Below are 26,649 nucleotides of genomic sequence, written 5' to 3'. Positions count from 1 at the left end.
ACGATTCCTAATTGGTAAATTCATTCGTAATAAAATTTTCATTTATATGGGTAGTTTCATTGTTTATTAGTGCTACCACGTGGCCTAAGGCCGCAGCCAGTTGCTGCTGCATTTGCGTAAATTCAGTGTTGTGGTGTCTATGTTGCTCCTGTAATTGTTTCAGCTGCTTATCGTGCTCTTGCTTCTCCAGCGCGAGATTTGCGTGAAGTTGTTGGCCCAATTGCCCAACAATCTTAGCGAGATGGCACTCTATTTCATGCATGATCTGGCTGACAGCCTGTGGGATCACTTGATTGCGGATCTGCTCATCAATCTGTTGGGTACATGCATTTTCATTATCTTTTCGGCCCAAAATACCACCAAGAAGACCGACAACCGCACCACCTATCGGGCCGAGGAAGACGGTAATGATAGCGCCGGTGATCGCCCCAACTTTCATTGAGAATGCCTCTTTCTCTAACTGAGGAAGATCAATCTGTACATGAATATCAGACAGCGAAGGACTCTCTTCAACCTTCAGTTGTTGCCCAAGCCGTTCAAGCTCTTGCTTGATGAGATAATCGAGCTCATTTTGAACGATAGGCCGAACGAGACTGGTTAACTTATCAGGCACGTTGCCACTGTTTGCCGCGATGGCTAATTGCCCAGCATGATTATTCAGCTCCTTGGCTACTTTGTGGGATAACGACTCTTTGCCAACACTGCACAAATTATACTGAGTCTCGCTTAACGCCTGGATAAGCTGCCGCTCTTTGTCAGTAAACCGTTGTGTTAACGAGGTGATCTCTTGTTCGATTTCTGCCTCGCTATTGCCAGCATAGGTGGCCTTAATACGTAAATGATGCTGCAGAGCTTGCAACACCTCATCAACTGCGACTTGGTAGCGAGACATTAGGCATGAATCAAATTGGTTAGCCGCCTCATCAATCAGCGCTTCAAATGCGCTAATGCTATAGGCGTTCTTATCCACCGTTTCAATACAACCGACTGACACTTCGTATTGCAACCTCTCACTTAGAGAGTGCTGTACCTGCTCTATACTTCGCGTCAAATCTGAGGGGGATTTACGTGCGGATTTAGATAGTAAACAGTGCACAGCCTTACCATGATCGAAGTAAATCTCTTCTAACTGTTCAATCACACTGGCATCAAATGGTATATCTGCGGGGAGCAAATTAATAAAATAGTCTCCTCGCTCAAGATAGGTGGCTATCGCTTTATGGTGGGAGATATTTCTCGCATCAAACCCTGGCATATCCACCAGCGTTAAGTTACTACGGTTTTTCAACCGTTTATTGCATAGTTCAAGCGAGATATACGCCACTTGCTCACTTAGCTGAAACGTTGACAATACTTGCTGTGGGTAGGTCACGCTGGTTTGTTCATCAAGGTAATGAATGGTGAATTGCTCAATGTCACCGTAACGAAGCTCTGTTGCCACGGCAGTTTCAGGGGCGATGTTCGTTTTTAGGTAATCGTTGCCCAGATAACGATTAAGTAAGTGACTCTTGCCGGATGAAAACTTACCGATAAGTGGAATAACCACCTTAAACTCTTCAATTTTCCGAGTCAGATAGGCAAGATCGGCAGTAATACCTTGATGCTGTAAATTAGCTTCATTAAGATCATTGGCTTGAGCAATCACATTTAGCCACTGGTTTTGCAGCGTTGAAGCGTACTTACCGCTTGGTAATAAGTAAGTCTGATTTTTATTTTGTTTGACGGTATTGCAAGGCGTCCTGCGATCATTTTGACGCAATGCATTGAGTAGCTCTAACCCCAAATCTCGGGCACTGCATTGTGCGAACAAATTGAGTTTCAGTTCGCTTTCTAGCTCAGTCAGAACATCATGGCCCTCTACTTGCTCATCGGCCATTTGAATGCCTTTGAGGAGTGGAAAATGAGATTGCCTTTGCGGCGCTAGCGGTAAAATGTATTGGCTATCTATTTCATTGAGAAACACACCCGTTTGGGATTGCCAAATTAACGCGGCAGGAATGAGCGGCTCATCAGACAAATGAAGCGCACTTAGTGCATTGGTGTATCTTGCCAGTTCGGTATTACTCCAAGAGCGGCCTGAGGTAACGTAAAAACTTGCCGTGGTATGCAGCAACGTCTGGTATGGATTGCAATGTATTGTTTGTGCTACCACATTGTGGTACCAATCGTTAATCAGGCTGTTGCGCTCTAAGTTTTCAATTCTCTTTTCAACATGGTCGATACGATGCGTTAGTTCCACTTCTAACGCCTCAAAACCACTTTTCATTAAACTTAACGAACGGTTAACCCTTTGTTCGACCAATTGAACACTGCCATACAACACATTGACATGCTTCATCAGATAATTGGTTTTGTTCGACAGTGAAGCAACCGCTTCCATTGTCAGCATATTCTTATGATTGAGCTTTTGAATTAGTTGCTGATTTGCGTATACCGCTCGATTGAGGCCATAATTAACCTCAGCCTGCCGAGCATTGTTACTGCCGGTTAAATTACCTAGTATCCGACCGAAACGGCTTTGCTCAAGTTGGGTGTTTATCATACCTTCTGTTGACGCAAGCGTAGTGATTGCAGTAAAGGCTTCATCAAGCAGTTCAGCCGAGTTCTCTTGCATCTCTTCGATTAGGCGATCAAGCCCTGCATCAATCAAACTCTGTTCTTGCTGCTCAATCTCACTGCCGAGTTGCTGTGTGATTTGCTTTAAGTTGTCGTACTGGCTTACCTCGTTGTTTCTCAATTGTTGATTGAGATCAACTTGGCCAGAAAATGCCTGCTCCGATTGGGCGTAGTCGATCACCGCATCCAGATAACGCTCTTCTGAATCTTGAAACGCTTTAAACTGTTCCAAAATCCGCTTTACATCTTCATAGCCTTCATCAAGCAGTTTAGCCGCATTTTCAGGGGTGAAATTTAACGGTGCAATCACACCGTCAAAATCTCGCGTTGGCACAATGTTCCAAAATCGCACATTCGGAAAAGCCTTTTGCGACAACGCCATTTGAGGACTGCGCTCAAGATAGAGGTTAATGATATGGGTACATTGATGCTGGCTAATCAATATTTCAAATGGGGTGTTATCGCTGTATTCACCGGGCAATACCCCGCCATCATAATAGACGCTATCACCGATTTCGATACCATCGAAAACCAACGGAATCGCCGCCGACGCGAGTAACCACTGGCTTACTTCACTCGCAGGCAGGCCGTTTAGGGCTGGGTATTCCAACGCTTTGCTATCACTATTTAAACTACAAATGTGCAACGGGATGTGAGACGCTTCGACTTTGTTACAAGCGCCACTTTGCTCAATCAGCTTCTTCAATCCGGTTTGATTAAATAAGCCTTGTGAGCCCGCTAAGTTTGTTGCCGCCAAGACCGCTCGTGCAATCAATGAAGGGGTAAAAAATAGAGAGGCCATCGTCGCGGTTTTTTTTGCTAAGTTGTCTTTGTTCATCACTAAGACTTGATCTTGAGTAATGCCTCGCCAAAGCTGCTCAGCCGCAGCAACGTCACCTTGAATAAAAAGTGCGGCGTTTAAGGCACCTACCGACGTACCCGCGACAGCTTCTACATTTGCATCGATGCCATATTCATTTAACGCTTTCCATGCGCCAATTTCATAGGCTCCTTTGCCACCGCCACCAGAAAAAACAATACCTAGTTTGCTCATCATAGTCCCTTAAATTTCCACAACCAAAGAGACAACGGCTCTTCTATCATTAATGATCTGCACATTCACCCGTTGGCCCACACAAAATTTTGCGTAGTCAGCATTCGGAGCCATCTTTGTAATCACGTTTTTAAGCACCATAACTTCTATCTCTGGAGCTTTGGTTATTTGAATCGATAACCCCAACGCATTAGCCTTCACCACCTCACCATCCAATTCATTCAGATTAGCGAGATCGGCAAGCGCGGTTTGCTTGCCTTGTAATAAAGCATCAAAGCAAAACGTTTCTTGTTCGCTTTGGGGCGTTTTTTTTCTCAACGCACTGATTTGTATTGCGGTAGGCCTATCGGAAAGTACAATACCCCTACACTGACAAAGGATCACAAGTCGTTGATTTATTTCATTGTATATCGTGTTTGAAGCGGAATTTTGCGCCTGCAACGCATCTAAATTCGCTTTGGTCTTTTTATGGAAATCGCGCAAGTGACTCTTCTTGCTTTCACTGATCATTTCGTCAAAAATCAACTCATTGATGGTGGAATAAGAGAGTTTTAACGACTGCTGGCTAGAATGGTAATGGTTGTGATACTGACCAAAAATTTGATTGAGCTGCCACTGCAACGTGGAACCTTGAGAGCCCGTATTTACCTGTGAAATAAACTCGCTGAGTCGTTCGCCATCCACCGAAATTTCACTGTCTTGCGCTGCTGAATAACCAATCACATCGACATAGTTGATTTCAGCAGCATCCAAATCTTGCTTTGCGATCTCGATAATTTTCTCAATTTCTGACTTTGGTTTTTTGTCCGTTTTGCTCATCACCACCAAAATGGGCTGCTTAAGATCGAGACTTTGTAAAAACTCAATATCCGGCTGTGGTACGGTGCCATTTTGGTGATCCACTAACCAAATCAGGTAGTCAGCTAATCTTAAATGTAACCGTGCAATATTCTCATCAGTGTTCTGTTCAGTTGCTGCTATATTGTCAGCTTTGCTGTAGCCTGGGGTATCTAAGAAAATTAGATTAGCGTATTTAAATTCCACTCGCTCGACCGCCAATAATTGCAGAATATGGCTAAAGGTGACTTGATACTTCTGATTAAAAGCATGACAAATTGCTTTTAATCCATGCTCATCAATTTCAGTTTTCTTGCCGTAAAAATTCAGCGCATCAATGCGATTACTTTGGCCTTTATAAAGATAAGTTGGGATCGACGTCGTCGGTGTTGTATCTACGGGTAATAAAGATGGACAACCCAGAACTGTGTTTAGAAAGCGGGTTTTTCCCGCACTAAACGAGCCCCCCACAGCAACGGTATAGCTCTGCTGCAATTGAGGGAATGCCATCACTTCAGCCAACAAATTATGCCACTGCAGTAACTGAGCATAAGTCTTTGCCCCCGCGCGGTTATCGTCATCTTCTGTATGAGAGAGAAAATCAGTTCCAATTATTACGCCGATTTCATCGACTAGCTGATCAGCTGGGCTATTTTTATTTGGTTTAGCAATCAGATCAGAACACAGTTTCAAACCAAGTTCGGCATCGTCTAAATAGGGATTACCATGTGCAACATCGTTTTTTTTCTGTGCAGAGTTTACTTCCTTCGAAGGCTCCATATGGCCATTCATTAAACTCTCTAAATCCATTATTCGCTTTCCTGCTGGTTCGTCCGTTGAGTAAACGGTGGGCGAACACTTAAATTGAGGTTATTTCAACACTATGAACATCATCGCCAAATCCGGCTAACCAACGCTTGAGCTGTAATGACTCCACAACCGTTGCCGATATAACATAGTACTGGGGCAACACTTGCACTTGTTGATCAAGTGACAAAGGCGACTCTAAAAGGTGTTCTCCAATCGACTTAGTGATGGAAAATTTCACCTTACATCGGTTACCCTCACCAAAACCAAAGCGTCCATCGGCATCGTATTGGCTTAGTTTGAAATCTTTTGGTCGTTCAAAATTGAACGTTGATACGGTAGCTTTCGTTACACGATGAACTGCCACACTGCGTTCATTCTCATAACCATCAAATCGACACACCAAATACAAACGCGTGCCCTGCTGGGCGAGTCCAAGTGGCATTACGAGACCCGATTTTTTATCTTGCTTAGCATTATGATATTCAATATTGAGCAATCGATTATGAAACAAGGCTTCACTCACGCTTTTAAATACATCGGAACAAACTTGAGGAGGAAGTAAAGGTTGCCCATCACTGACGACCTTGACCTTTTGCAACCATTCCCGCTCTTTAGTATTTGATGTAACAGGGCTTAGTCTCTGCCTTGCTTCTTCAAAGAAACCACTGAATGAATGTGTCAAATTAGTAGGTAAGAGATTGGATAAATATTGCTCTGCTAAGCTCAGCAATAGTGCGTCTTGTGCTGACAACGTGGGTAAGGCCAAACCACCGGCATGCTTGCTCCAACGATAACCATAAGGCTTATTACGATCATCGCGAATAATATCGAAATGGGTACACAACATTTCAAGATTGCGTTGAATGGTACGTAAATCCCTATCTATACCTATATGTTGAAGTTGTTGATGCAATTCACGTGCAGTAATTTGATAAGATCTTGGGATTCGTTTTAACAACTCAAACGCTAACGCGACAGAGTCTTGAGTACTGGATCGTTTTGACATTAATGCGACCTAAACCTTCTAAATTTCAAAGCGATTCAATCGAAACGCGTCAAACAGAAACTCATCCAAGGGCATGCGCTTAACCGCCCACGAATAGGCCTTTTTCATTAATCGCATACAATGCCATTTAACTTCGGCAAATTCGTTTATACTCTCTAAAATTAAATAGTTAAATAAGTTACTCACGAGAAGAGCAACGAAAATATCATATTGCGACCTGCGACAAATTGCGTCGCAGATAACTGTTCAAAAATCAATCTAACCCTATTTTCTATTGCATATTCGCTAGATACGTCTTAAATCTCACATTGCTCGTCAAGCCAACAAAAAAGACGATCCGCTATACAGCACATGCGTCCCGTGCGCATTAACCGAGCAGAGTGAAGCGATGCGTAGGAAAATTTAACGATAAGTGGGGATTGTTGGATCAGAGATGTTGAGCGCTGGCCCTAGATTGACTACAATGACGCACTTTTTATTTTCTAAAGAATATGAACATGAGCGAAAACAAAACTCGTCCAGAATTGCCAGATCACCTAGCAGGCAATCCACGCAGCCCTTACTTTGTTGAAGAGTGCTTTGAGTACCAAATCGGTATTCGTCTAAACGGTAAAGAGCGTACTGACGTTGAAGAGTACTGCGTGAGTGAAGGTTGGGTTAAAATCCCTTCACCTAAAGCGCTTGACCGTCGTGGCCAGCCAATCCTAATTACGCTAAAAGGCACGGTTGAAGCGTACTACGTTTAAATCGTTTCGTTCATGCAGAAACCTTGGTTTCAAATAATAGAAAGGCCTAGAGAAATCTAGGCCTTTTTGTTTATATCGATGTCTTTTAAAACGAAACACCGCATGAAAAAACATCGCCCCAATAGGACGATGCTTTCAAGAGTGATGTCGTCCGTTAAGATTAGCTGTCAGGGTTTGCCATCGCCTTTGTCGGCGTAGAACTTCTTGCAGCATTCACCAGTAAAACACCCACGGTTAAGACAATCGAACCACACAGAATAAACAGCAATCGACCGGTTGGTTCATTTGGAATTAACGCCATCGCTAGAATGCCAAAACCGGCAACACTGATCAGTTTACCAAGCATGCCACGCTGTTTCGTATCGAGGTTCTTTTGCTCATCACTATCGGCAACAAGCGGTGTATTCCAGTTTTCGAACAGCTGCGCGACTTCTTGCTCACGCTCAGGAGATAAACCTTTGTAGAAACGCGTTGTAAGGACAAAGAAGCCACCGGTAAACACCACGTGCGCCGCGAGACTAAGCCCCACTTTCAAGTCAGACCATTCACGTACGGTAAGCGCGTGTTCTAGATTGAAAAAGTTCTCTATGTCTTGTGCTTGTAGTGAAATACCAAAGATGTAAGAAACAAAACCACCAACCACTAACGTTGCCCAACCCGCCCAATCGGGTGTTTTGCGAATCCACATACCCAGTAGCACTGGAATAAGCATCGGGAAGCCAATTAACGCGCCCACATTAAGCACAATATCAAATAGACTTAGATGGCGTAGAGAGTTAATAAATAGACCGATACCAATGATGATCAATCCCATCATAATCGTCGTCACTTTACTCACGATAACCAACTCTTTCTGGTTTGCGTGTGGTCTGACTATCGGGCTATAAAAGTTCATCACGAAGATGCCTGCGTTACGATTCAGTCCTGAATCCATTGAAGACATCGTTGCTGCAAACATCGCAGACATTAGCAAGCCAACCATACCTGCTGGCATCACATTTTGCACAAACGCAAGGTACGCCGCATCACTGCCTACCGAACCGTATTGCTCAGCAAAGTCAGGCATGAATGCCGCTACATACCAAGGTGGCAAGAACCAAATAACTGGCCCAACAATCATCAGAACACAAGCGAGCCCCGCCGCTTTTCTTGCGTTCTCACTGTCTTTAGCACATAGGTAGCGGTACGCATTGATACTGTTATTCATCACGCCAAACTGCTTAACAAAGATGAACACAACCCAAAGAACAAAGATACTGATGTAGTTTAAGTTATTTCCAAGCATGAAATCGCCTTGGAAGTTGTTCACGATGTTTCCGATACCACCACCATTGAAATAGGCGGCAACCGCACAAGTGATCGTGACGGCCATAATGACCAGCATCTGCATGAAATCAGAAGCAACAACAGCCCATGAGCCGCCTGTCACCGCCATGAGGATAAGCACCAACCCTGTCACGACAATCGTCGCTTCCATCGGAATATTAAATACCGCGGCAACAAAAATCGCGAGACCATTAAGCCAGATACCCGCAGAAATTAAACTGTCTGGCATGCCTGCCCAGGTAAAGAACTGCTCTGAGGTTTTACCAAAACGTTGACGAATCGCTTCAATCGCTGTGACAACGCGAAGCTGGCGAAATTTTGGTGCGAAATAAAGGTAGTTCATGAAGTAGCCAAAAGCATTGGCTAAGAAGAGTATGACAACGACAAAGCCATCATCAAATGCGCGTCCTGCGGCTCCGGTAAACGTCCATGCTGAAAATTGGGTCATGAAGGCGGTAGCCCCTACCATCCACCATAACATCTTGCCGCCCCCTCTAAAGTAATCACTGGTTGAGGTTGTAAATTTACGGAACATCCAACCAATCGCGATTAAAAAGAAGAAGTAGGCAAGAACAACGAAAGTATCAATAGTCATTTTTTCAGCCTTTTTAGAGTGTGATTATTCTATGGAACCTAGACTAACGTGTTCGCAAATTCATTTGTACTACAATAATCTTTTATTGTAATCTCAAACAAAATTTATCGTCACCCCCTTTTATCTATAGCTTTTCGCACCATATATCGCGAACTTTTGTCTCTATTTCATTCAACGCATCGGATGATTTAATACATTAAGTCATACAAATAACCACAAAAAATGGCCATAATCGCACGGAGAACCCCGTAAATACTGGGAATTCCTTCTATTCAAAGATCAAAAAAGCGAGCTAAAAAGCTCGCTTATGCTGTCTTGCATTAGGCCGTTCCGCAAAGGCTAAAACGCCTATCGCAAGGGTTACGCTACATGCGTGACCGCGTCACGGATCAATTGACCCAATTCTTCCCAACGACCTTCATCAATAAGGTTTGTTGGAACCATCCAAGTACCGCCACACGCAAGCACAGATGGGATCGATAGGTAGTCATCAATGTTATTCAAGCTTACGCCGCCCGTAGGCATGAATTTCACTGGGTAGACTGCCGTCAATGCTTTTAGCATACCCGTGCCGCCTGAAGGCTCAGCAGGGAAAAACTTCAGGGTGCGCAAACCCATTTCCATTGCTTGCTCAACAAGACTTGGGCTATTAACACCCGGTACAATCGCAACACCTTTGTCTAGGCAGTATTGAACCGTACGTGGGTTAAAGCCTGGGCTTACGATGAAATCAACGCCAGCGTCGATAGACGCATCAACTTGCTCATTCGTTAGCACAGTGCCTGAGCCAATAAGCATGTCAGGGAATTCTTTACGCATGATGCGAATCGCTTCAATTGCACATTCAGTACGCAAGGTAATTTCAGCACATGGCATGCCGTTCTCAACCAATGCACGACCTAGTGGCAGCGCATCTTCTGCTTTGTTAATCGCAATTACAGGAATAACTTTAAGATTTGCGAGTTGTTCGTTCAGTGTTGTCATTGAAAGATCTCTTATCAGTCAAATAGCCTATTGGCTATTGTGGAAGCTCAGGAGTGAACTGTTTAGGAATAATAGCGCCTTGGTGTTGAATAACATTGCCGGCTAATTGGTGGCCAAAACTCGCAGATTCAATCGCATTACCACCGGTAAAACGACGTGCTAAGAAGCCAGCGCTGAAGGAATCACCGGCTGCCGTTGTATCGACGATATTTGAAACCGGTTTTGGCGCCACAAATTCTGCTAACTGGTCTTGTACAACCAAACAAGCTTCACCACCACGTTTAATGATGATTTCACTAACGCCCGCCTCTCTTGTTCTTTCAATGCACTGCTCAACGTTCATGTCACCAAACAACAGTTGCTCATCATCAAAAGTCAGTAACGCGGTATCCGTTAAATGGAGCGTTTTTAAATACCAGCTTATTGCCTCTGCTTGGCTAGGCCAAAGTTTAGGACGGTAATTGTTGTCGAAGAACACTTTGCCCCCCTTGGCTTTAAACGCTGCCAAGAAATTGAAAAGCACTTCTTTGCCATTCGCCGTCAAAATAGCAAGCGTGATGCCGCTTAAATAAACCGCATCAAACGTCATTAGACGATCAATCAGTTGTGGAGTCTCATCTTGATCGAATAGATATTTTGCAGCGGAATCACTACGCCAATAGTGGAACGTACGCTCACCGGTATTATCGGTTTCAATGTAATAAATACCTGGTTGCTTGCCTGATACGCGACAAATTAGACTCGTATCAATCCCTTCGTGATTCCAATTTTGGATCATATCTTCACTAAAAGGGTCATCACCAAGTGCAGTGACGTAGCTAGTACGCACGTTGCGAGCTTGAGTTAAACGGGTTAAGTACAACGCCGTATTTAACGTATCTCCGCCCACGGCCTGTGTTAGGCCGTGTTCAGATTTTTGCAGCTCAACCATACATTCGCCGATGATAGCGATATTAATCATGTTCATATTTCTACCTTAGCAACTGAGGTTGCGGCTACCGTTATTTCAAGAAGTCTTCACGAGCTGGAGAGAACATATCCAGTAGGATGCTGTCTTGCTCAAGTGCCACAGCGCCATGAATGAAGTGCTTAGGAGCGATGTAAGCATCACCTGCTTTCAATACTTTTTTCACGCCATCCACTTCTGCTTCAAAGCTGCCACTCACCACATAACCAATTTGGTCATGAATTTCATGTGCGTGAGGTGCGCCAATTGCGCCTTTATCAAAAGAAAGGTGAACCGCCATTAGCTCATCGGTATAGCCAACGATTTTACGCTTGATGCCGCCGCCGATATCTTCCCAAGGGTTTTCTTGTAAATTAAAGAAGTGGTTCATTGTGTCTCTCCAAATGTATAGAACTAAGCAAATATTGAATGACGCCATCATATCGAGTTTTCTTTATTTGTAATACAATATAGTTAAATTGTGTGATATACGTCATATCTTGTCCGTCTATTCCACGATCATAGCTCACCGAACACTTCCTAACAGCCCGCCATACAGCCTATAACTATCAATAAGTTAAACAAAGAAAGGTGATGGTGATCTCTCTTTTTTAGCCTTACACTTTTCTTATAATTCATATTGTATTACTTTATCGTCATTAGCATTGAGTATGCACTTCTAGTTTTGAGGGTGGCAATAAAAATGATGACACAACCTATTTTGTTAACCGATTCAGAAATCGAGCTTTTACATAAAGAGCTAGGTACTGATACTTTGATGGGCAAAACCATCACCGCAAATCAAAAAGACGTTGAAGCTTTTATGCAGCTTCCTCTTGATGTTCCTGGTCATGGTGAAGCGGGTGGTTATGAACATAACCGTCATAAACAAAACTACACCTACATGAACTTGGCGGGTCGTTTATTTTTAATCACTAAAGACGATAAATACGCAGCATTCGTTCGTGAACTGTTGGCGCTTTACGCTGAAAAATACCTCACGTTTGATTTCCATGTTCAAAAGAACACCAACCCAACCGGTCGTTTGTTCCACCAGATCCTAAACGAACATTGTTGGCTAATGTTTACCAGCCTTGCCTACTCTTGCGTTGCGTCAACCATGTCTGAAGAAGAGCGTCAAGCCGTTGTAGAACGCATTTTCGAGCCAATGCTTGATATGTTTACGGTGAAATACGCGCATGACTTTGATCGTATTCATAACCACGGAATTTGGGCTGTCGCAGCCGTGGGTATTTGTGGCCTTGCTCTAGGCAAACGCGAATACTTAGAAATGTCAGTTTACGGCCTAGACCGCAACGATACCGGTGGCTTCCTCGCTCAGATTTCACAACTGTTTGCGCCGTCTGGCTACTACATGGAAGGCCCTTACTACCATCGTTATGCCATTCGACCAACGTGTGTCTTTGCTGAAGTCATTCACCGCCACATGCCTGAAGTCGATATTTACAATTACAAAAATGGTGTGATTGGCAACACGGTACAAGCGCTTCTTTCTACCGCTTACCCGAACGGTGAATTCCCGGCGATGAACGACGCTTCTCGCACGATGGGCATTACCGACATGGGTGTTCAAGTTGCTGTCAGTGTTTACAGCAAGCATTACGCTTCTGAAAACGGCGTAGACCAAAACATTTTGGGTATGGCGAAGATTCAAGATGCCGTGTGGATGCATCCATGTGGTCTTGAGTTATCAAACGCCTATAAGGCAGCCTCGGCAGAGCAAGAAATTGGCATGCCTTTCTGGCCAAGCGTTGAACTCAACGAAGGCCCTGAAGGTCATAGTGGTGCTCAAGGTTTTATCCGCATGCAGGATAAAAAAGGCGATGTTTCACAACTTGTGATGAACTACGGCCAACATGGCATGGGTCATGGCAACTTTGATACTCTTGGCATCACGTTCTTTAATCGTGGGCAAGAAGTCCTGCGCGAATACGGTTTCTGCCGTTGGGTTAACGTCGAGCCGAAATTTGGTGGTCGTTACCTTGATGAGAACAAATCGTACGCTCGTCAAACCATCGCTCACAACGCCGTGACGATTGATGAACAATGCCAAAACAACTTTGATGTTGATCGTGCAGATTCCGTCCATGGTTTGCCTCACTTCTTTAAAGTAGAAGATACAGCCATCAACGGCATGAGTGCGTTTGCCAACGATCATTACCAAGGCTTTAACATGCAACGCAGCGTGTTCATGCTAAACCTTGAAGAGCTAGAGTCTCCGCTACTATTAGACCTATACCGTTTAGATTCAACAAAAGGCGGCGAAGGCGAGCACCAGTACGATTATTCACACCAATACGAAGGCCAAATTGTTCGCACCAACTTTGAATACGTTGCAAACAAAGAGCTTAATACCTTAGGCAATGACTTTGGTTACCAACACCTATGGAATGTTGCCAGCGGTGAAGTGAATGGCACCGCACTCGTAAGTTGGTTGCAAAACAACACCTACTACACCTGGTTAGGCGCAAGCTCGAACGACAATGCAGAAATTATCTTCACTCGTTCAGGCGCGAATGATCCAAGCTTCAACCTACGTTCTGAACCTGCGTTTATCTTGCGCAGTAAAGGTGAATCCACCCTATTTGCCTCGGTTCTAGAAACGCACGGTTACTTCAACGAAGAGTTCGAGCAATCGGTCAGTGCACGTGGCGAAGTTCAAAATATTGAAGTGATCGGCCACAGCGCAATGGGCTCTGTGATTGAAATTACCACCAAAAAATCTCGTGTCACAGTGATGATCAGCAATCAAATCGATGCCACTGATACCACTGAGCACAACATTGAATTAAATGACAAAACGTACAGCTGGACAGGTTTCTATTCACTTGAAGTGAACCTTATCAACCCAATGTCTGCTGAACTGGAGAAATAGAAATGACTTATCAACCACTGTTACTGAACTTTGAAGAGGCAGCTGAGCTGCGTACAGAACTTGGCAAATCAAGCCTTCTAGGCAATGCACTTGCGCGTGACATCAAACAAACTGACGCTTACATGGCAGAAGTGGGCATTGAAGTTCCAGGACACGGCGAAGGCGGCGGCTACGAGCATAACCGTCACAAACAAAACTACATCCACATGGATCTTGCGGGTCGTCTGTTCCTAATCACAGAAGAAACCAAATACCGCGACTACATTGTTGATATGCTAACGGCGTACGCGACCGTGTACCCGACTCTTGAAAGCAACGTGAGCCGTGACTCTAACCCTCCGGGTAAGCTGTTCCACCAAACGCTAAACGAAAACATGTGGATGCTTTACGCTTCTTGTGCGTACAGCTGCATTTACCACACGCTTTCTGAAGAGCAAAAGCGCCTAATCGAAGACGACCTGCTTAAGCAAATGATCGAAATGTTCGTTGTTACTTACGCACACGACTTCGATATCGTCCACAACCACGGCCTATGGGCAGTGGCAGCGGTTGGTATTTGTGGCTACGCAATCAACGACCAAGAATCGGTAGACAAAGCGCTTTACGGTCTGAAACTAGACAAAGTCAGCGGCGGTTTCTTAGCGCAGCTAGACCAACTGTTCTCGCCAGACGGCTACTACATGGAAGGTCCGTACTACCACCGCTTTTCTCTACGTCCAATCTACTTGTTCGCAGAAGCGATTGAACGTCGTCAGCCAGAACTGGGCATTTACCAATTCAACGATTCAGTTATCAAAACAACGTCATACGCTGTTTTCAAAACCGCCTTCCCAGACGGTACATTGCCAGCACTCAACGATTCATCAAAAACGATTTCGATCAATGATGAAGGCGTTATCATGGCGACTTCAGTGTGTTACCACCGTTACGAGCAAACTGAAACACTACTTGGCATGGCTAACCACCAGCAAGATGTTTGGGTACACACTTCAGGTCAAACACTGTCTAACGCGGTTGCTGCAGCAGAAGAGATCAAGCCATTCAACTGGGGCAGCTTGTTTGTTACTGATGGCCCTAAAGGTGAGAAAGGCGGTGTAAGCATTCTACGTCATCGTGATGCGAAAGATGACGACACAATGGCACTGATTTGGTTTGGTCAACACGGTTCAGACCACCAATACCACTCAGCGCTAGACCACGGCCACTATGACGGTCTACACCTAAGCGTGTTCAACCGTGGCCATGAAGTGCTGCACGATTACGGCTTCGGTCGTTGGGTAAACGTTGAGCCTAAATTTGGCGGTCGTTACATCCCTGAAAACAAAACGTACTGTAAGCAAACTATCGCGCACAACACTGTTACCGTTGATCAGAAAACACAGAACAATTTTGACACAGCACTTGCTGAATCAAAATTCGGTAAGAAACATTTCTTCAATGCAAGCAACAGCGCATTCCAAGGCATGAGTGGTCAAATCTCTGACTACTACACTGGTGTTGACATGCAACGTAGCGTGATTCTTGCTGAGCTAGAAGAATTTGAAAAGCCATTAGTGATTGACATCTACCGTATTGAAGCCGATGCAGAACACCAATACGATTTGCCTGTACACCACTCAGGCCAAATCATCCGCACGGATTTCGATTACCAAGTAGAAAGCACGTTGAAGCCACTAGGCGAAGAAAACGGTTATCAGCACCTTTGGAATGTCGGTTCAGGTAAAGTGAACGAAAGCTCATTAGTAAGCTGGTTACACGACAGCAGCTACTACAGCATGGTAACGAGCGCAGTAGAAGGCAGCGAAGTCATTTTCGCTCGCACTGGCGCAAACGATCCTGACTTCAACTTGAAGAGCGAGCCTGCGTTTATCCTACGTCAGTCTGCACAGAATCACGTATTTGCTTCAGTATTAGAGACTCACGGTTACTTCAACGAGTCTATCGAAGCCTCTGTTGGCGCTCGTGGTCTTATAAAATCAGTACACGTTGTTGGTAACAATGAAGTTGGTACGGTTGTTCGTATCGAAACAACAACAAACAACACTTACCACTTTGCTATCTGCAACCTGGATGAAGAGAATCAAAACGCAATGCACAGCGTTGAGTTTGATGGCGTCGTTTACGCTTGGGAAGGCGCATTCGCACAGCTCTAGTTAACGGTAGGGTTAACTAGCGAGGCTAGTGTGATTGTCAGGTGTACGCCGTATAAACATGGCAACCTATCATGAGCAATAGCCTCTAATCGGGAACTAAGTCAAAGCCGAATGTCTATTCGGCTTTTTTTATGTCAGTCCAAACCTCCCCTCGTCTATAGCCAAATAACGTCAAATCGGACAGGCATATCCCCTTATAAGCATCCGTGACATTCATTTCATGAATAACTCTTACATATAATATGATTTATAAGGCCAAAAAACGGCACCAATAAAACACTACCTCCATCACACTCTTATTTGTCACTCGAAATATAAATCAGATCTAAGCCTCTATTTGATTGATTCAATGGTGATCCAACCACCATTTATGATTCTCCATTATTTTATAAATTCATGTCATACAATATGATTTCTTTATCGATAAAAATAACAAAGGCATCGTTATTGATGAAGAATCATCTAGAGATCGCAATGGAAGCAATCGAGCTGGTTAAGCCCTCTATTGAACTTCTTTTTGAACAAACAAACCGTAAAGAATTGCATATTGTCGTGATGGACCCACGCGTGAAACCTTGGGAAGCGTCATTTGAAGATGCCATTCTGTGCCAAACCTCCCTAGGTAACCCATCAGAATGGACGATTCCATTCGACGAATTTGCTCGTAACAAAGCACGTCAAGCGTGGCGTAGCACTCGCCCTAACCTTGCAAGCCAAACGCTGCATACCTCTTCTCTTCATGACGACGATCTGTTGTTTTATGGCTCGTTTGTCTACGGAGACATTGTTGTTGCCTGCAGCGGCGTTGAACAATGGTTCGACATGTTGGTCAGCGGCTGGATTGCTGTCGCATTTGAACAGCTTTGTATGAGCGAATATCAAAAAAACAAAACCAATAACCCTACAAAAACCTACAGAAACAAATAAGAAGGTCTCTATTATGTATAAACATCTTATCTCTCTATTTTGCACTGCTGGCCTATTACTTTCTGCGGCAGCGGGCGCAGCCGAATACCCAACTAAGAACATTCGCTTGATCGTACCTTTTGGTGCGGGCGGCGGTACGGATGCGGTAGGTCGCACTTTAGCGAACTCAGCAAAAGACATTTTGGGCCAGAACATTTCAATCATGAACAGAACTGGCGGCGCTGGTGCCGTTGGGATGAGCTTTGGCGCGCAACAGCGTGCGGACGGCTACACACTGACTGTCGTGACTCGTGAAATTGCGTCACTGCCTCAAATGGGTTTAATGCAACATGATGTAAGTGATTTTAAACTGATTCGTATGGTAAACCTGGACCCTGCGGTTGTGCTGGTTCATAAAGACAGCCCTTTCAACACGATTCATGATCTGATCAACGAAGCGAAAAAAGGCGACGGTATCGTTAAATTTGCTTCAACAGCAGCGCCAAACTTCTACCTAATGGCGCTAGAAAAAGATCAAAACATCAAATTCAACGCAATTCCTTACAACGGTTCATCAGAAGCGATTCCTGCAGTGCTAGGTAAACACACCGATGTGACTATGGTTACTCCAGGTGAAGCGATTGCTCAGCTACGTTCAGGTCAGCTAAAAGCGCTGGGTGTTATGTCTGACGAGCGTATTGAGTACATTGCAGACGTCCCAACACTGAAAGAGCAAGGCGTTGATGTTGTAACGGGTACATGGCGTGGTATTGGCGCTCCGAAAAACACACCGGATGCCGTTGTCGAAACATTGGGCCAAGCCTTTGACCAAGCGATGGCTTCCGCTGAATTTAAAGAGTTTATGGCAAACGGTGCAATGACTATCCACAACATGAACACCGAAGAATTTACTCAGTTTGTTGAGCAAGACAGCAAAGAACTTGCCGTTTTAATTAAATAAACACCGTTCGAATACAAAGAGCACATCACCCTCTTGATGTGCTCTTCTGTGTAGAGGTATTTCCCCATATGCAAAAAGAAACCATGCCTTCTAAGACACTATTTGATAGAGATATCCTTTTCCCACTTCTCATGATTGCCGTGAGTGTGGCCGCGTTGATTACCATTAGCCAGTTTGCTGAACCTTATTTCCAAGATGCGAGCGTCAATGCGCAGTTTTTCCCAAGCGTGATCGCCATAGCACAAATCATCATCTGTGTTATTTTGATGATCCAGCACAAGATGAAGAAACAAGAGACTACTGAGCGTTCTCCGCTGTTTTCAAAAATGGCGATTTTTGCCGTCGTTTTTCTTATTTCTTATGCATTCTTGATCAATTTAATTGGTTATTTAACCGCAAGTTTAGTGGCCTTCGCCACTTATCTCGTTTTCTTTAAAGTTAAGAAACCTCTGTATTACGTCATCGCCTGTGCCTTTGTATTTGGCGTGTATTACTTATTTGGCGAAGTCTTCTTTATTTCGCTTCCAGAAAGCCAGTTATTTTAAGGATACGTTATGTTTGAACACTTAATAAATGGCCTATTTACTGCGTTTAGCCCTGACGTTCTACCCATGCTTATCTTTGGTGTGGTGGGCGGGATCATTCTCGGTGCTTTGCCTGGTTTAACCGCAACAATGGGCGTGGCGATCTTATTGCCGTTTACTTTTGGCATGGAATCGACCCCTGCTCTTGTGATGCTGATCGGCGTGTACATCGGTGGTATCTATGGCGGTTCAATTGCTGCGATTCTATTAAAAACACCAGGAACACCGGCATCCGCAGCGACAGTGCTTGATGGCCATACGCTTGCTGAGCGTGGTCAAGCGGCGAGAGCACTGAGTATCTCTGCTATTGCATCGTTTACCGGCGGTTTGATCAGTACCATCGTTCTGATTGCGATCTCCCCTTTACTGGCAAACTTCGCACTACGATTTAACGCACCAGAATACTTCGCTTTGGCCCTATTTGGTCTAACCATTATTGTCAGCGTCTCTTCACAAAACATCTTAAAAGGTTTGTTGGCAGGTACGATTGGTCTGTTGGTTTCAACCGTTGGCCTTGATCCTATCAGCAGCGTGCCACGCTTTACCTTTGGTGTGATGGATCTGTACAGCGGCATTAACGTTATCCCGGTGCTGATCGGCTTATTTGCCTTGTCAGAAGCCATTAATCAAATTGAAACGTTGTTAAAAGAAAAACAAGCGAAAGTACCGAAATTTGATCACAAAATTCTAAGTAAAGCCGACTTTAAAGCCATCTTACCGACAATGACAAAAAGTGGTTTGATTGGCACCGCGATTGGTTCCGTTCCAGGCGCGGGCGCGGATGTTTCTGCGTTTGTTTGTTATAACGAAGCCAAGCGTGCATCGAAAAAACCAGAAGAATTTGGTAACGGTTCGCTTGAAGGTCTTGCCGCTGCGGAATCGGGCAACAATGGCGTAACGGGTGGTTCACTGGTTCCCCTACTGACGCTAGGTATCCCGGGTGATGCGGTTGCCGCTGTATTACTTGGCGCATTGATTGTTCAAGGTCTGACTCCAGGTCCATTGCTGTTCGCACAAAACCCAGAAGTTGTTTACGGCGTATTCAGCTCAATGCTGGTTGCTAACGTAGTGATGCTATTGGTGGGTTTACTGGGCATTCGCTTCTTCTGCCGAATCATTGAAGTGCCGAAGATCATGATCATTCCAATCATTATCTTCCTTTCAATCATTGGTGCTTACGCGATTAACAACTCAATGTTCGATGTGGGTATTGCGATTTCATTTGGTTTCTTAGGATTTATTCTTAATAAAATGGAAATCCCTTCGTCGCCGATCCTACTGGCTATCATTCTAGGACCAATGGCGGAAACAAACCTTCGTAAAGCGCTATTGATGTACGATAACTCGTGGTCTTTCTTGTACGACCGTCCTATCGCGCTTGCGTTCGTTGTGCTTGCTATCTTCTCTGTCTATTCAACACTCAGAATGAAGAAGAAAGCCAAAGTAACTGCCGCTTAAACTTCACTGCTTAATCAGGCGTTAAACATCAAGGTCGACTCGTTCGGCCTTGATGCTATCTAGCCAATACATCGTCCCATTTCTATCCTGTCTTCCTATCTTCGCCCTCCTCTCATCGCTTCTGCTTTGATCTCTTTCCCTTTTTATATTTCTATCTCTCTATGTTTTGATCATCCCACCAGTGTTCCCTATTTCCAGCCATTCTCGTTTTTTCAATGCGCCCCCACCTCACGAATCATCAAAATTAACCATGACTTATCGCCCATTATTAGCACGAGATTTTATCGATTGTGACTTATGGGATAGCGATCAAGAAGTGCCAAAAAAACCACTTGCACTATTGTATTACAATTATGCTAAGTTATTATTTATATTAGATATACCCTACATGAATGATTTATTATTAAGAGAATTAAAATGAAAAAAACACTTTTAGCTAGCTTGATTTTCATGTGCGCACACTCCTCTTACGCACTCGATCTTGACACTATTTCTCGTGATGCTCTTCTTTCTAGTGATCGTTTATCGAGCATTTCTTCCGCTGATCTCATTGACCATTCTCAACAAGCGGTACAAGCACTCAAACATAGACTTGAAACAGCCAAAGATGGCGAAACCATTCTCATCACTTCGGGGAAATACGCTCATTTAGGTGAAGTTAAAATCACCGCCGATAACCTAACCATTCAAGCGGAAGAGCCTGGCAAAACATGGTTCACAGGGTTAGTTCAGCTAAACCTTGATGGCAATAACTCACGCTTAGATGGCCTTGTATTCACTGAAGGCGGCCCAAACGATGAAGATGGTGGCATTGTTATCAACGGTGACAACAACACCCTGACTAACTCAACGTTCTACTACTTCAACGATGGTTATACTTACCAACCTGATACGAAACGACAAGAATATCCGAAACGTCTTTGGATCACGGTTTGGGGCGAGTCAGCAACGATTACACTCAATCGTTTTGAAGGTAAACAAAAACGAGGCGCATTGATCCTACTGCAAAAAGACAATACGCCAGACAACCATGTCGTCGAAAAAAATATCTTCCTCGACATGTCGAAAGGCCATTTTGGTGAACTCGATATTAAAGAAGCGATTCGCATTAACTCAAACAGTTGGGAAGCCGTCCAAATGGGTTTCAGCACCACTTCTCAATACCCATCGAATTCAAGTTTTAGCGATAATCTCCTGATTAATATGGATGGAGAGCAAGAACTCGTTGCGGTGAAATCGGGTGGCAATAAGATATTAGGCAATACCATTTATCAGTCGGCAGGACTTATTTCTCTACGCCACGGTAAAGCGAACAATATTGAAAACAATATCATCATCGGTGGCGACAAAAATCTAACCGGTGGTATCCGTATTTATGATGAAGACCATGTTGTACACAATAACTACATTACGCAAACCCGTATGGGTGAAGAAGGCATTGCGGGCAACGCCGATGTGCGTGCAGGGATTGTGATCAATACCGGGATTATTGACGTGGCCAACGGTGAGAAACTCTCGAAAGAAACCAAAGGTAAAGAGCTGAATAAGCAATGGACGCCTAAGAACATCAAAATCACCAATAACTCATTGATCAATAATGAGAATGGCATTGTCTACGGCGAACAAGTTCACCGCGTCAGCATGTATGATAATAAGGTGGTAGGCTCGGTATTTGGGGGCGATACTGTTCACTTTAGCCATAACTTTGTGTCTGCGGGTAAAGAAACGAATATCGCAATCAAAGCCACTGAAGTGACGCCTTTGACTAACGTAACGAATGAGGGTGAGGTTTATATTGGTCAAATCGTCGAGCCAAATTTCGTGCAAGAGTTTACGACGGTATTATCAGACACCACGAAGATTAATGGCTTTGTCTCTAGCCCTTCTGTTGGTGCTGATGTTTCGAAACTCAGTGTTGTTACCGCCGATATTGCGGGGCCGAGTTATATCGTAACGAAGTAACGGAATCCTTCCCTATTTACCCCCTTTCAGAGACTCTGGAAGGGGTTTATTGCGAACTATTTCCCCCAACAATCCGGCAAAAAAACTCATTCACGCAGTGCATTTCCCCTATCAAAAACGTCTGTGATTCATCCTCTCACCTCACTCCACTCGGCCATACCGTAGCAATTACCCCCTCCATGCCCCTCCCTTTACACCCTATCTTGACTGTTCACTCCCGCCACAGGTAAACATGCCGCAAATCCACATAGCGCCACACCAAGCGGCATCACTTGCTGTAATGTTGCTAGTCACCGGGTCTTGCCACGACAATATTAGTCGTCGAATCTTCATTTTATCGGCCGCTCTTTCATTAACTCACTTGCTTTACTCCGTATTGAGGCTACCTATATAAAAAATCCTCGCACATTGGCGAGGATTGTCACTAAGCTAAAATTTCAAGACTCGGTGCGTCACAGTGAACGCTGTGAACTATGCGGTTTCACGAGTCATTGTTGTTTCTTGCTCTGTTGAATCTTGACGTGATGCCCTTAGCAATAAGAAGCTAATAAAGCCCACAATGGCAGCCATCAACAGGTACAGTAAACGTCCCCACATAGGGTTAGGAACAAAGATTAGCAATGACAAAGCGACACTTGCCATCAGTAAAACACGACCCAACAAGTAATGTTGTTTTTTGTCCATTTCACGAGATTGCTTAGAATCTTCTACGATCACAGGAGTATCGACGTTCGTGAAGAATTTATTGATTTCTTCAGCACGCTTGCCTACTGGTTCTTTATAGAAGAACTGAGTACATAGGAAGAAGCCACCGGTGATACATACGTGGCCTACTACACCGAGCGTAATCGACTTCATCTCAGCAAATTCACGCGACGTTAGCGGTGTTTCTAGTCCCAATACGTTTTGAATCATCTCTGGTGAAACCACAAACGCGATGAAAGAAGAAACACAAGCGCCCACAGCAATTGTTGCCCAACCCGCCCAATCTGGTGTTTTGCGGATGAAGAAACACAGTAGTGATGGAATCAATACTGGGAATGCAACCAATGTACTGACTAGCATTAGCGCATCAAACAAGCCAAAGCCTTTCAGTTCGCTCATCAACAAACCAGCCACGATGATCACTAGACCAAATACGATGGTAACGATTTTACTTGCAGCTAATACTTTTGTATCTGATGCGTTTTTGTTGATGTACGGTTCGTACACGTTCTTAATAAAGATACCTGCGTTACGGTTTAGCGCTGAGTCCATTGAAGACATCGTTGCCGCAAACATCGCTGACATCATTAAGCCGATCATGCCTAAAGGCATTTCGTTACGAACAAAAACAAAGTATGTCGCATCGCTCACTTTAGATCCTAGAGCTTCTAAGCCCCAAGTCGCTGTATCTGGGTAGTTTCCGGCCACATACCATGCTGGTAAAAACCAAATAAGTGGTCCAACCGCCATCAAAGTACAGGCTAAAATTGCCGCTTTACGCGCATTCTTGGTATCTTTTGCTGCAATATAACGATAAGAATCGATCATATTATTGGTACTAAAAAATTGCTTCACAAAAATACAAATGAACCAACCCACAAACAAGTATGCGTAAGTGTAACCTTCGCCGACAAATTCACGGTCTGGCAATCCAGCTTCAAGAATCGGTGCAACGCCGCCTGATTTCCAAACGGCAACCACCGTCGCAATAAAGGTTACAACGGTAATAATGATCATCTGAAGGAAATCAGAAGCCACAACCGCCCAGCTTCCGCCAATCAAAGACATAACAAGTACAACCAAACCTGTTGCGACGATCGTCGTGCTAATTGGGATGTTGAATACCGCACTCGCAAATACCGCTAGGCCATTCAGCCAAAGCGCAGCCTGCAAGACACTTGATGGTACGGTCGCCCAAGTAAAGACTTGTTCGCTAACCGCACCAAAACGCATACGAATACCTTCAATTGGACTAATGATACGCATTTGACGTGCTTTTGCCGCGAAAAATAGATAGTTACAGAAATAGCCCAAAGCGTTAGCGTAAAAAATAACAACGACTGAAATACCAACCGTTAGCGCCTTACCCATTACACCCGTAAAGGTCATCGCGCTCAGTGCGGTCATAAATGCCGTAGAACCGACCATCCACCAGAGCATTTTACCGCCCCCACGAAAATATTCGCTTGTTGATGAACCGGAAGTATCTTTAAACATCATCCCCAATCCAATAAGGAATAGGAAATACACAATCACAATAAAAATATCTATAGTCACATTTAAAGCCTTCTATTAAAAATTTAACAAAAAATAAATACAGGAACTAATGAAATTAAAATCTTTTAACATGTAAGGGGTCAGAGCTTGGCAAGCAATTCCACGCTCTCATCGAGAAAACAATGAACCCGAGCAAAAAAAAACAAAACGAATAATCATACATATCAACCAGATTCATTCTTTAAACTTAGGGAAAACCTTTTCTAAAGACAATAAAACCCAATTAATGTGATTTAAGTCACTTAAAATCATTCGCTTTGGTTGTTTTTTATCAGAATCTTCTCTTTGTATCGCTTAGTCAAATTTGTAATACAATATTATCGATCATCTTCACAAATAAGATTTCAAACCATCGACCATTGTTATTTAAAGCTTTACTGTGCGCGACATGGCAGCGATTTAAATGTCTACAACTAAAGTAATAATGAAAAATGGTAATTAATATGGATTATAAAGGTCGTGTTTTTTCACTTTCTCGCAATCGAGTTTGGCGTACTTATATTGGTGGGGAGTCACTAAACAAACTGGATGGAAATAATGGTATTGATGACGACCATTTTCCTGAAGATTGGATATTCTCAACCACCAAAGCAAACAACAAAGGTCGAGAACACATATTCGAAGGGATATCGAAGACGACAATCAATGAGCACACGTTGAATCTTGATGAGCTTATTGAAATCGATAGTGATTATTTTCTTGGCGTCGAGCACGTGCAGCAATTTGGTTTAAATCCCATGTTGCTCGTCAAATACTTAGACTCGTCAATCAGGCTTCATTTTCAGGCTCACCCGACTATCGAGTTTGCTAAGCAGCATCTTGATTCAAAGTCAGGAAAAGCCGAAGCGTACTACATACTTTCGTGTGATACGCCTTCACCATACATATATTTGGGATTTCAGCGACCGCCGACCCCCTCAGATCTAAAGCAATTGATCGAGACGCAAAACATCCCGGCCATCGAGTCCTGCTTTGACAAAGTGCCGGTAAAACCCGGCGACTGCTATTTCATTCCTGGAGGCATGCCCCATGCTATCGGTGAGAACATTCTTATGGTCGAGATCATGGAACCATCAGACTGGGCGGTAAGATTTGAATTTGAAAAAGCCGGCTATGTCTTGCCTGAAGAAGCCCGTTTTATGGGGCGTGACCTCGATTTTTGTCTCGATGTGTTTAACTACAATAAGGTAACCAGTCTCGATATTTTAAATACTTATAGATCTCAGCCAACGTTGATAAGCCACTACAATGAGGAATCTGCTCTCTATTCCTTAATTGGAAGCGACAGAACGCCATGCTTCCGAGTAAATAAGTCGAACATTCAAGGTGTTGTCCATAAGCAAGAGGCCAGTTTTTACATTGGCATTATTACTCAAGGAAGCTGCTCATTGATTTGTGGCGACCAACGTCTCGAGTTAAAGCAATTTGATCGCTTCTTTTGCCCAGCGGGCGTTGACAGCATTCAAATAATCGCCGATCAAGGCGTTGAAATACTGGAGTGTTTGCCTCCTATTAACCCATTTTAGCCATACGAAGGCACGGCCTAACCTCTCGATGAAACCATATTGGCGTCGACTTCATTTTTTATGACAACATGGCGCGAATATGGTCTCTATTTTTTTGGCACAAAGCGACAAAATTAAGCACTTCATCACTTTCATTCCCCTTATTTGTATACATGTATAACGGCATTGTGAGTGTCATTTCTTTGATAGGAATACATACGCAATGCTTATCTGCTACAAATTGGATGCAACTGGGCGCTATGGATACGCCTAAGCCTGATGAGACAAACGTTGCCATGTGACGCATATTTTCAGGGGAATAGGTCATTTGAGGAGTGAAACCATATTCCTTGCATAGCTGCACAATATGCTTGAATACATCAGACCAAACGGTTTGATGGAACATCATAAATTTGTCGTTTCGCAGATCATAAATAGAGATTTCTTTTTCTTCTGCTAACGGGTGACAACGTGGTACGACGGCAACAAGTGAATCGCTATACACTTCAACACACGAAAATCTCGGGTCAGCCAATAACGGTTGTTCTCGACAAAAGATGACATCCACTTTGTTTTCCGTTATTGCATCATATTGCTGCTTACCCGACATTTCATACAAATTGATCGTGGTCTCAGGTTGGCTTACTGCAAAGCTCTTAATGATATCCGGTAAGAAAAAGGAACTTGCGGTCGCGAGATAACCCACATTTAACGTGGCCACCTTTTGATTTCCAGCATGATTGACCAATTCAATCACGCGTTTGTTATTCGCGATGATTTTGAAAGCTTCTGGAAAAAAGATCGCGCCAGCCTCCGTCAGTTCAACTTGGTGTGTGTTTCTATGAAACAACTTCACCCCTAACTTTGCTTCTAACTCCGAGATATGGCGAGAAACGGTAGGTTGAACCGTATGCAGCTCACGCGCGGCGGCCGAAAAGTTCTTGTTGTTCACCACCGACACAAACGTCTTTAGCGATTTGATGTCCATATTGGTTATTCTTATATTGTATTATCATTATACAATAATATCATTTCCATATTT

At 43.9% G+C, this 26,649-nt stretch carries 18 protein-coding genes; 9 read left to right on the top strand and 9 right to left on the bottom strand.

Annotated features, from left to right (window positions below; translation table 11 throughout):
* Positions 1–7: 7 nt before the first annotated feature.
* From OJ16_RS18960 to OJ16_RS18950, 3 genes are read right to left on the bottom strand one after another with little or no spacing between them, the layout of a single operon-like run.
* Positions 8–3,673 carry a patatin-like phospholipase family protein gene (locus tag OJ16_RS18960; protein ID WP_082030290.1) on the bottom strand — a complete coding sequence of 1,222 codons (3,666 nt, stop codon included), beginning with the start codon at positions 3,671–3,673 and terminating at the stop codon, positions 8–10.
* 6 nt (positions 3,674–3,679) lie between these two features.
* Positions 3,680–5,317: a dynamin family protein gene (locus OJ16_RS18955; protein ID WP_040992988.1), complete on the bottom strand. Its 1,638-nt coding sequence runs from the start codon at positions 5,315–5,317 to the stop codon at positions 3,680–3,682.
* 49 nt (positions 5,318–5,366) lie between these two features.
* Entirely contained in the window at positions 5,367–6,323 is a 957-nt protein-coding gene (locus tag OJ16_RS18950) for a helix-turn-helix transcriptional regulator (RefSeq protein ID WP_040992987.1), read from the bottom strand.
* Between the two features lie 491 nt (positions 6,324–6,814).
* Here OJ16_RS18950 and OJ16_RS18945 point away from each other — a divergent pair, with 491 nt between their 5' ends.
* The gene (locus OJ16_RS18945; RefSeq protein WP_372151578.1) at positions 6,815–7,069 is read left to right on the top strand and encodes a DUF3297 family protein; all 255 of its coding nucleotides are present in this window, start codon (positions 6,815–6,817) and stop codon (positions 7,067–7,069) included.
* 160 nt (positions 7,070–7,229) lie between these two features.
* Here OJ16_RS18945 and OJ16_RS18940 read toward each other — a convergent pair whose 3' ends face one another.
* From OJ16_RS18940 to OJ16_RS18925, 4 genes are all read right to left on the bottom strand, one after another.
* Positions 7,230–8,990 (bottom strand): sodium:solute symporter family transporter, encoded by a 1,761-nt coding sequence (locus OJ16_RS18940; protein WP_040992982.1) that lies wholly within the window; start codon positions 8,988–8,990, stop codon positions 7,230–7,232.
* A 360-nt stretch (positions 8,991–9,350) separates the two neighbouring features.
* Entirely contained in the window at positions 9,351–9,974 is a 624-nt protein-coding gene (locus tag OJ16_RS18935; RefSeq protein WP_040992980.1) for a bifunctional 4-hydroxy-2-oxoglutarate aldolase/2-dehydro-3-deoxy-phosphogluconate aldolase, read from the bottom strand.
* Positions 9,975–10,008: 34 nt separating this feature from the next.
* Complete coding sequence (gene kdgK / locus OJ16_RS18930) at positions 10,009–10,941, bottom strand: 2-dehydro-3-deoxygluconokinase (protein WP_040992977.1); 933 nt, start codon at positions 10,939–10,941, stop codon at positions 10,009–10,011.
* A 34-nt stretch (positions 10,942–10,975) separates the two neighbouring features.
* A complete protein-coding gene (locus OJ16_RS18925; RefSeq protein WP_040992975.1) occupies positions 10,976–11,311 on the bottom strand; it encodes a cupin domain-containing protein in 336 nt (111 codons plus the stop codon).
* A 312-nt stretch (positions 11,312–11,623) separates the two neighbouring features.
* On the opposite strand from OJ16_RS18925, the gene OJ16_RS18920 reads away from it, so the two are divergent.
* The 7 genes from OJ16_RS18920 (at position 11,624) to OJ16_RS18890 (ending at position 21,840) form a co-directional block, all read left to right on the top strand.
* Positions 11,624–13,816 carry a heparinase II/III domain-containing protein gene (locus OJ16_RS18920; protein WP_040992973.1) on the top strand — a complete coding sequence of 731 codons (2,193 nt, stop codon included), beginning with the start codon at positions 11,624–11,626 and terminating at the stop codon, positions 13,814–13,816.
* A gap of 2 nt (positions 13,817–13,818) precedes the next feature.
* A complete protein-coding gene (locus OJ16_RS18915; RefSeq protein WP_040992970.1) occupies positions 13,819–15,969 on the top strand; it encodes a heparinase II/III domain-containing protein in 2,151 nt (716 codons plus the stop codon).
* 450 nt (positions 15,970–16,419) lie between these two features.
* Positions 16,420–16,896 (top strand): hypothetical protein, encoded by a 477-nt coding sequence (locus OJ16_RS18910; protein ID WP_040992969.1) that lies wholly within the window; start codon positions 16,420–16,422, stop codon positions 16,894–16,896.
* Between the two features lie 13 nt (positions 16,897–16,909).
* A complete protein-coding gene (locus OJ16_RS18905) occupies positions 16,910–17,836 on the top strand; it encodes a tripartite tricarboxylate transporter substrate binding protein (RefSeq protein WP_040992967.1) in 927 nt (308 codons plus the stop codon).
* Between the two features lie 68 nt (positions 17,837–17,904).
* Complete coding sequence (locus OJ16_RS18900; protein ID WP_236688437.1) at positions 17,905–18,381, top strand: tripartite tricarboxylate transporter TctB family protein; 477 nt, start codon at positions 17,905–17,907, stop codon at positions 18,379–18,381.
* A 9-nt stretch (positions 18,382–18,390) separates the two neighbouring features.
* On the top strand, positions 18,391–19,878 hold the full coding sequence (locus OJ16_RS18895; RefSeq protein ID WP_040992965.1) for a tripartite tricarboxylate transporter permease: 1,488 nt from the start codon (positions 18,391–18,393) through the stop codon (positions 19,876–19,878).
* A 417-nt stretch (positions 19,879–20,295) separates the two neighbouring features.
* Positions 20,296–21,840, top strand: a complete 1,545-nt coding sequence (locus OJ16_RS18890) for a chondroitinase-B domain-containing protein (RefSeq protein ID WP_040992962.1) — start codon at positions 20,296–20,298, stop codon at positions 21,838–21,840.
* Positions 21,841–22,311: 471 nt separating this feature from the next.
* On the opposite strand, the gene OJ16_RS18885 is transcribed toward OJ16_RS18890, so the two are convergent.
* Entirely contained in the window at positions 22,312–24,102 is a 1,791-nt protein-coding gene (locus OJ16_RS18885) for a sodium:solute symporter family transporter (protein WP_040992960.1), read from the bottom strand.
* A gap of 443 nt (positions 24,103–24,545) precedes the next feature.
* Between OJ16_RS18885 and OJ16_RS18880 the strand changes: the two genes are divergently transcribed.
* Positions 24,546–25,628, top strand: coding sequence for a class I mannose-6-phosphate isomerase (locus OJ16_RS18880; RefSeq protein ID WP_052810357.1), 1,083 nt, complete (start codon positions 24,546–24,548; stop codon positions 25,626–25,628).
* A gap of 58 nt (positions 25,629–25,686) precedes the next feature.
* Here the strand turns inward: OJ16_RS18880 and OJ16_RS18875 are convergent, their stop codons facing one another.
* Complete coding sequence (locus tag OJ16_RS18875; RefSeq protein WP_040992956.1) at positions 25,687–26,595, bottom strand: LysR family transcriptional regulator; 909 nt, start codon at positions 26,593–26,595, stop codon at positions 25,687–25,689.
* Positions 26,596–26,649: the final 54 nt, after the last annotated feature.

This window comes from Vibrio renipiscarius, from assembly GCF_000827885.1.
Taxonomy (GTDB): Bacteria; Pseudomonadota; Gammaproteobacteria; order Enterobacterales; family Vibrionaceae; genus Vibrio; species Vibrio renipiscarius.
Note: the sequence above shows the minus strand (reverse complement) of the source record. Positions and strands in the feature narration are given on the sequence as shown.

Bases quoted from the DNA above. Each gene is read 5' to 3' on its own strand.
- OJ16_RS18960 (WP_082030290.1), bottom strand. From the start codon at position 3,673: ATGATGAGCAAACTAGGTATTGTTTTTTCTGGTGGCGGTGGCAAAGGA.
- OJ16_RS18955 (WP_040992988.1), bottom strand. From the start codon at position 5,317: ATGGATTTAGAGAGTTTAATGAATGGCCATATGGAGCCTTCGAAGGAA.
- OJ16_RS18950 (WP_040992987.1), bottom strand. From the start codon at position 6,323: ATGTCAAAACGATCCAGTACTCAAGACTCTGTCGCGTTAGCGTTTGAG.
- OJ16_RS18945 (WP_372151578.1), top strand. From the start codon at position 6,815: ATGAACATGAGCGAAAACAAAACTCGTCCAGAATTGCCAGATCACCTA.
- OJ16_RS18940 (WP_040992982.1), bottom strand. From the start codon at position 8,990: ATGACTATTGATACTTTCGTTGTTCTTGCCTACTTCTTCTTTTTAATC.
- OJ16_RS18935 (WP_040992980.1), bottom strand. From the start codon at position 9,974: ATGACAACACTGAACGAACAACTCGCAAATCTTAAAGTTATTCCTGTA.
- kdgK (WP_040992977.1), bottom strand. From the start codon at position 10,941: ATGAACATGATTAATATCGCTATCATCGGCGAATGTATGGTTGAGCTG.
- OJ16_RS18925 (WP_040992975.1), bottom strand. From the start codon at position 11,311: ATGAACCACTTCTTTAATTTACAAGAAAACCCTTGGGAAGATATCGGC.
- OJ16_RS18920 (WP_040992973.1), top strand. From the start codon at position 11,624: ATGATGACACAACCTATTTTGTTAACCGATTCAGAAATCGAGCTTTTA.
- OJ16_RS18915 (WP_040992970.1), top strand. From the start codon at position 13,819: ATGACTTATCAACCACTGTTACTGAACTTTGAAGAGGCAGCTGAGCTG.
- OJ16_RS18910 (WP_040992969.1), top strand. From the start codon at position 16,420: ATGAAGAATCATCTAGAGATCGCAATGGAAGCAATCGAGCTGGTTAAG.
- OJ16_RS18905 (WP_040992967.1), top strand. From the start codon at position 16,910: ATGTATAAACATCTTATCTCTCTATTTTGCACTGCTGGCCTATTACTT.
- OJ16_RS18900 (WP_236688437.1), top strand. From the start codon at position 17,905: ATGCAAAAAGAAACCATGCCTTCTAAGACACTATTTGATAGAGATATC.
- OJ16_RS18895 (WP_040992965.1), top strand. From the start codon at position 18,391: ATGTTTGAACACTTAATAAATGGCCTATTTACTGCGTTTAGCCCTGAC.
- OJ16_RS18890 (WP_040992962.1), top strand. From the start codon at position 20,296: ATGAAAAAAACACTTTTAGCTAGCTTGATTTTCATGTGCGCACACTCC.
- OJ16_RS18880 (WP_052810357.1), top strand. From the start codon at position 24,546: ATGGATTATAAAGGTCGTGTTTTTTCACTTTCTCGCAATCGAGTTTGG.
- OJ16_RS18875 (WP_040992956.1), bottom strand. From the start codon at position 26,595: ATGGACATCAAATCGCTAAAGACGTTTGTGTCGGTGGTGAACAACAAG.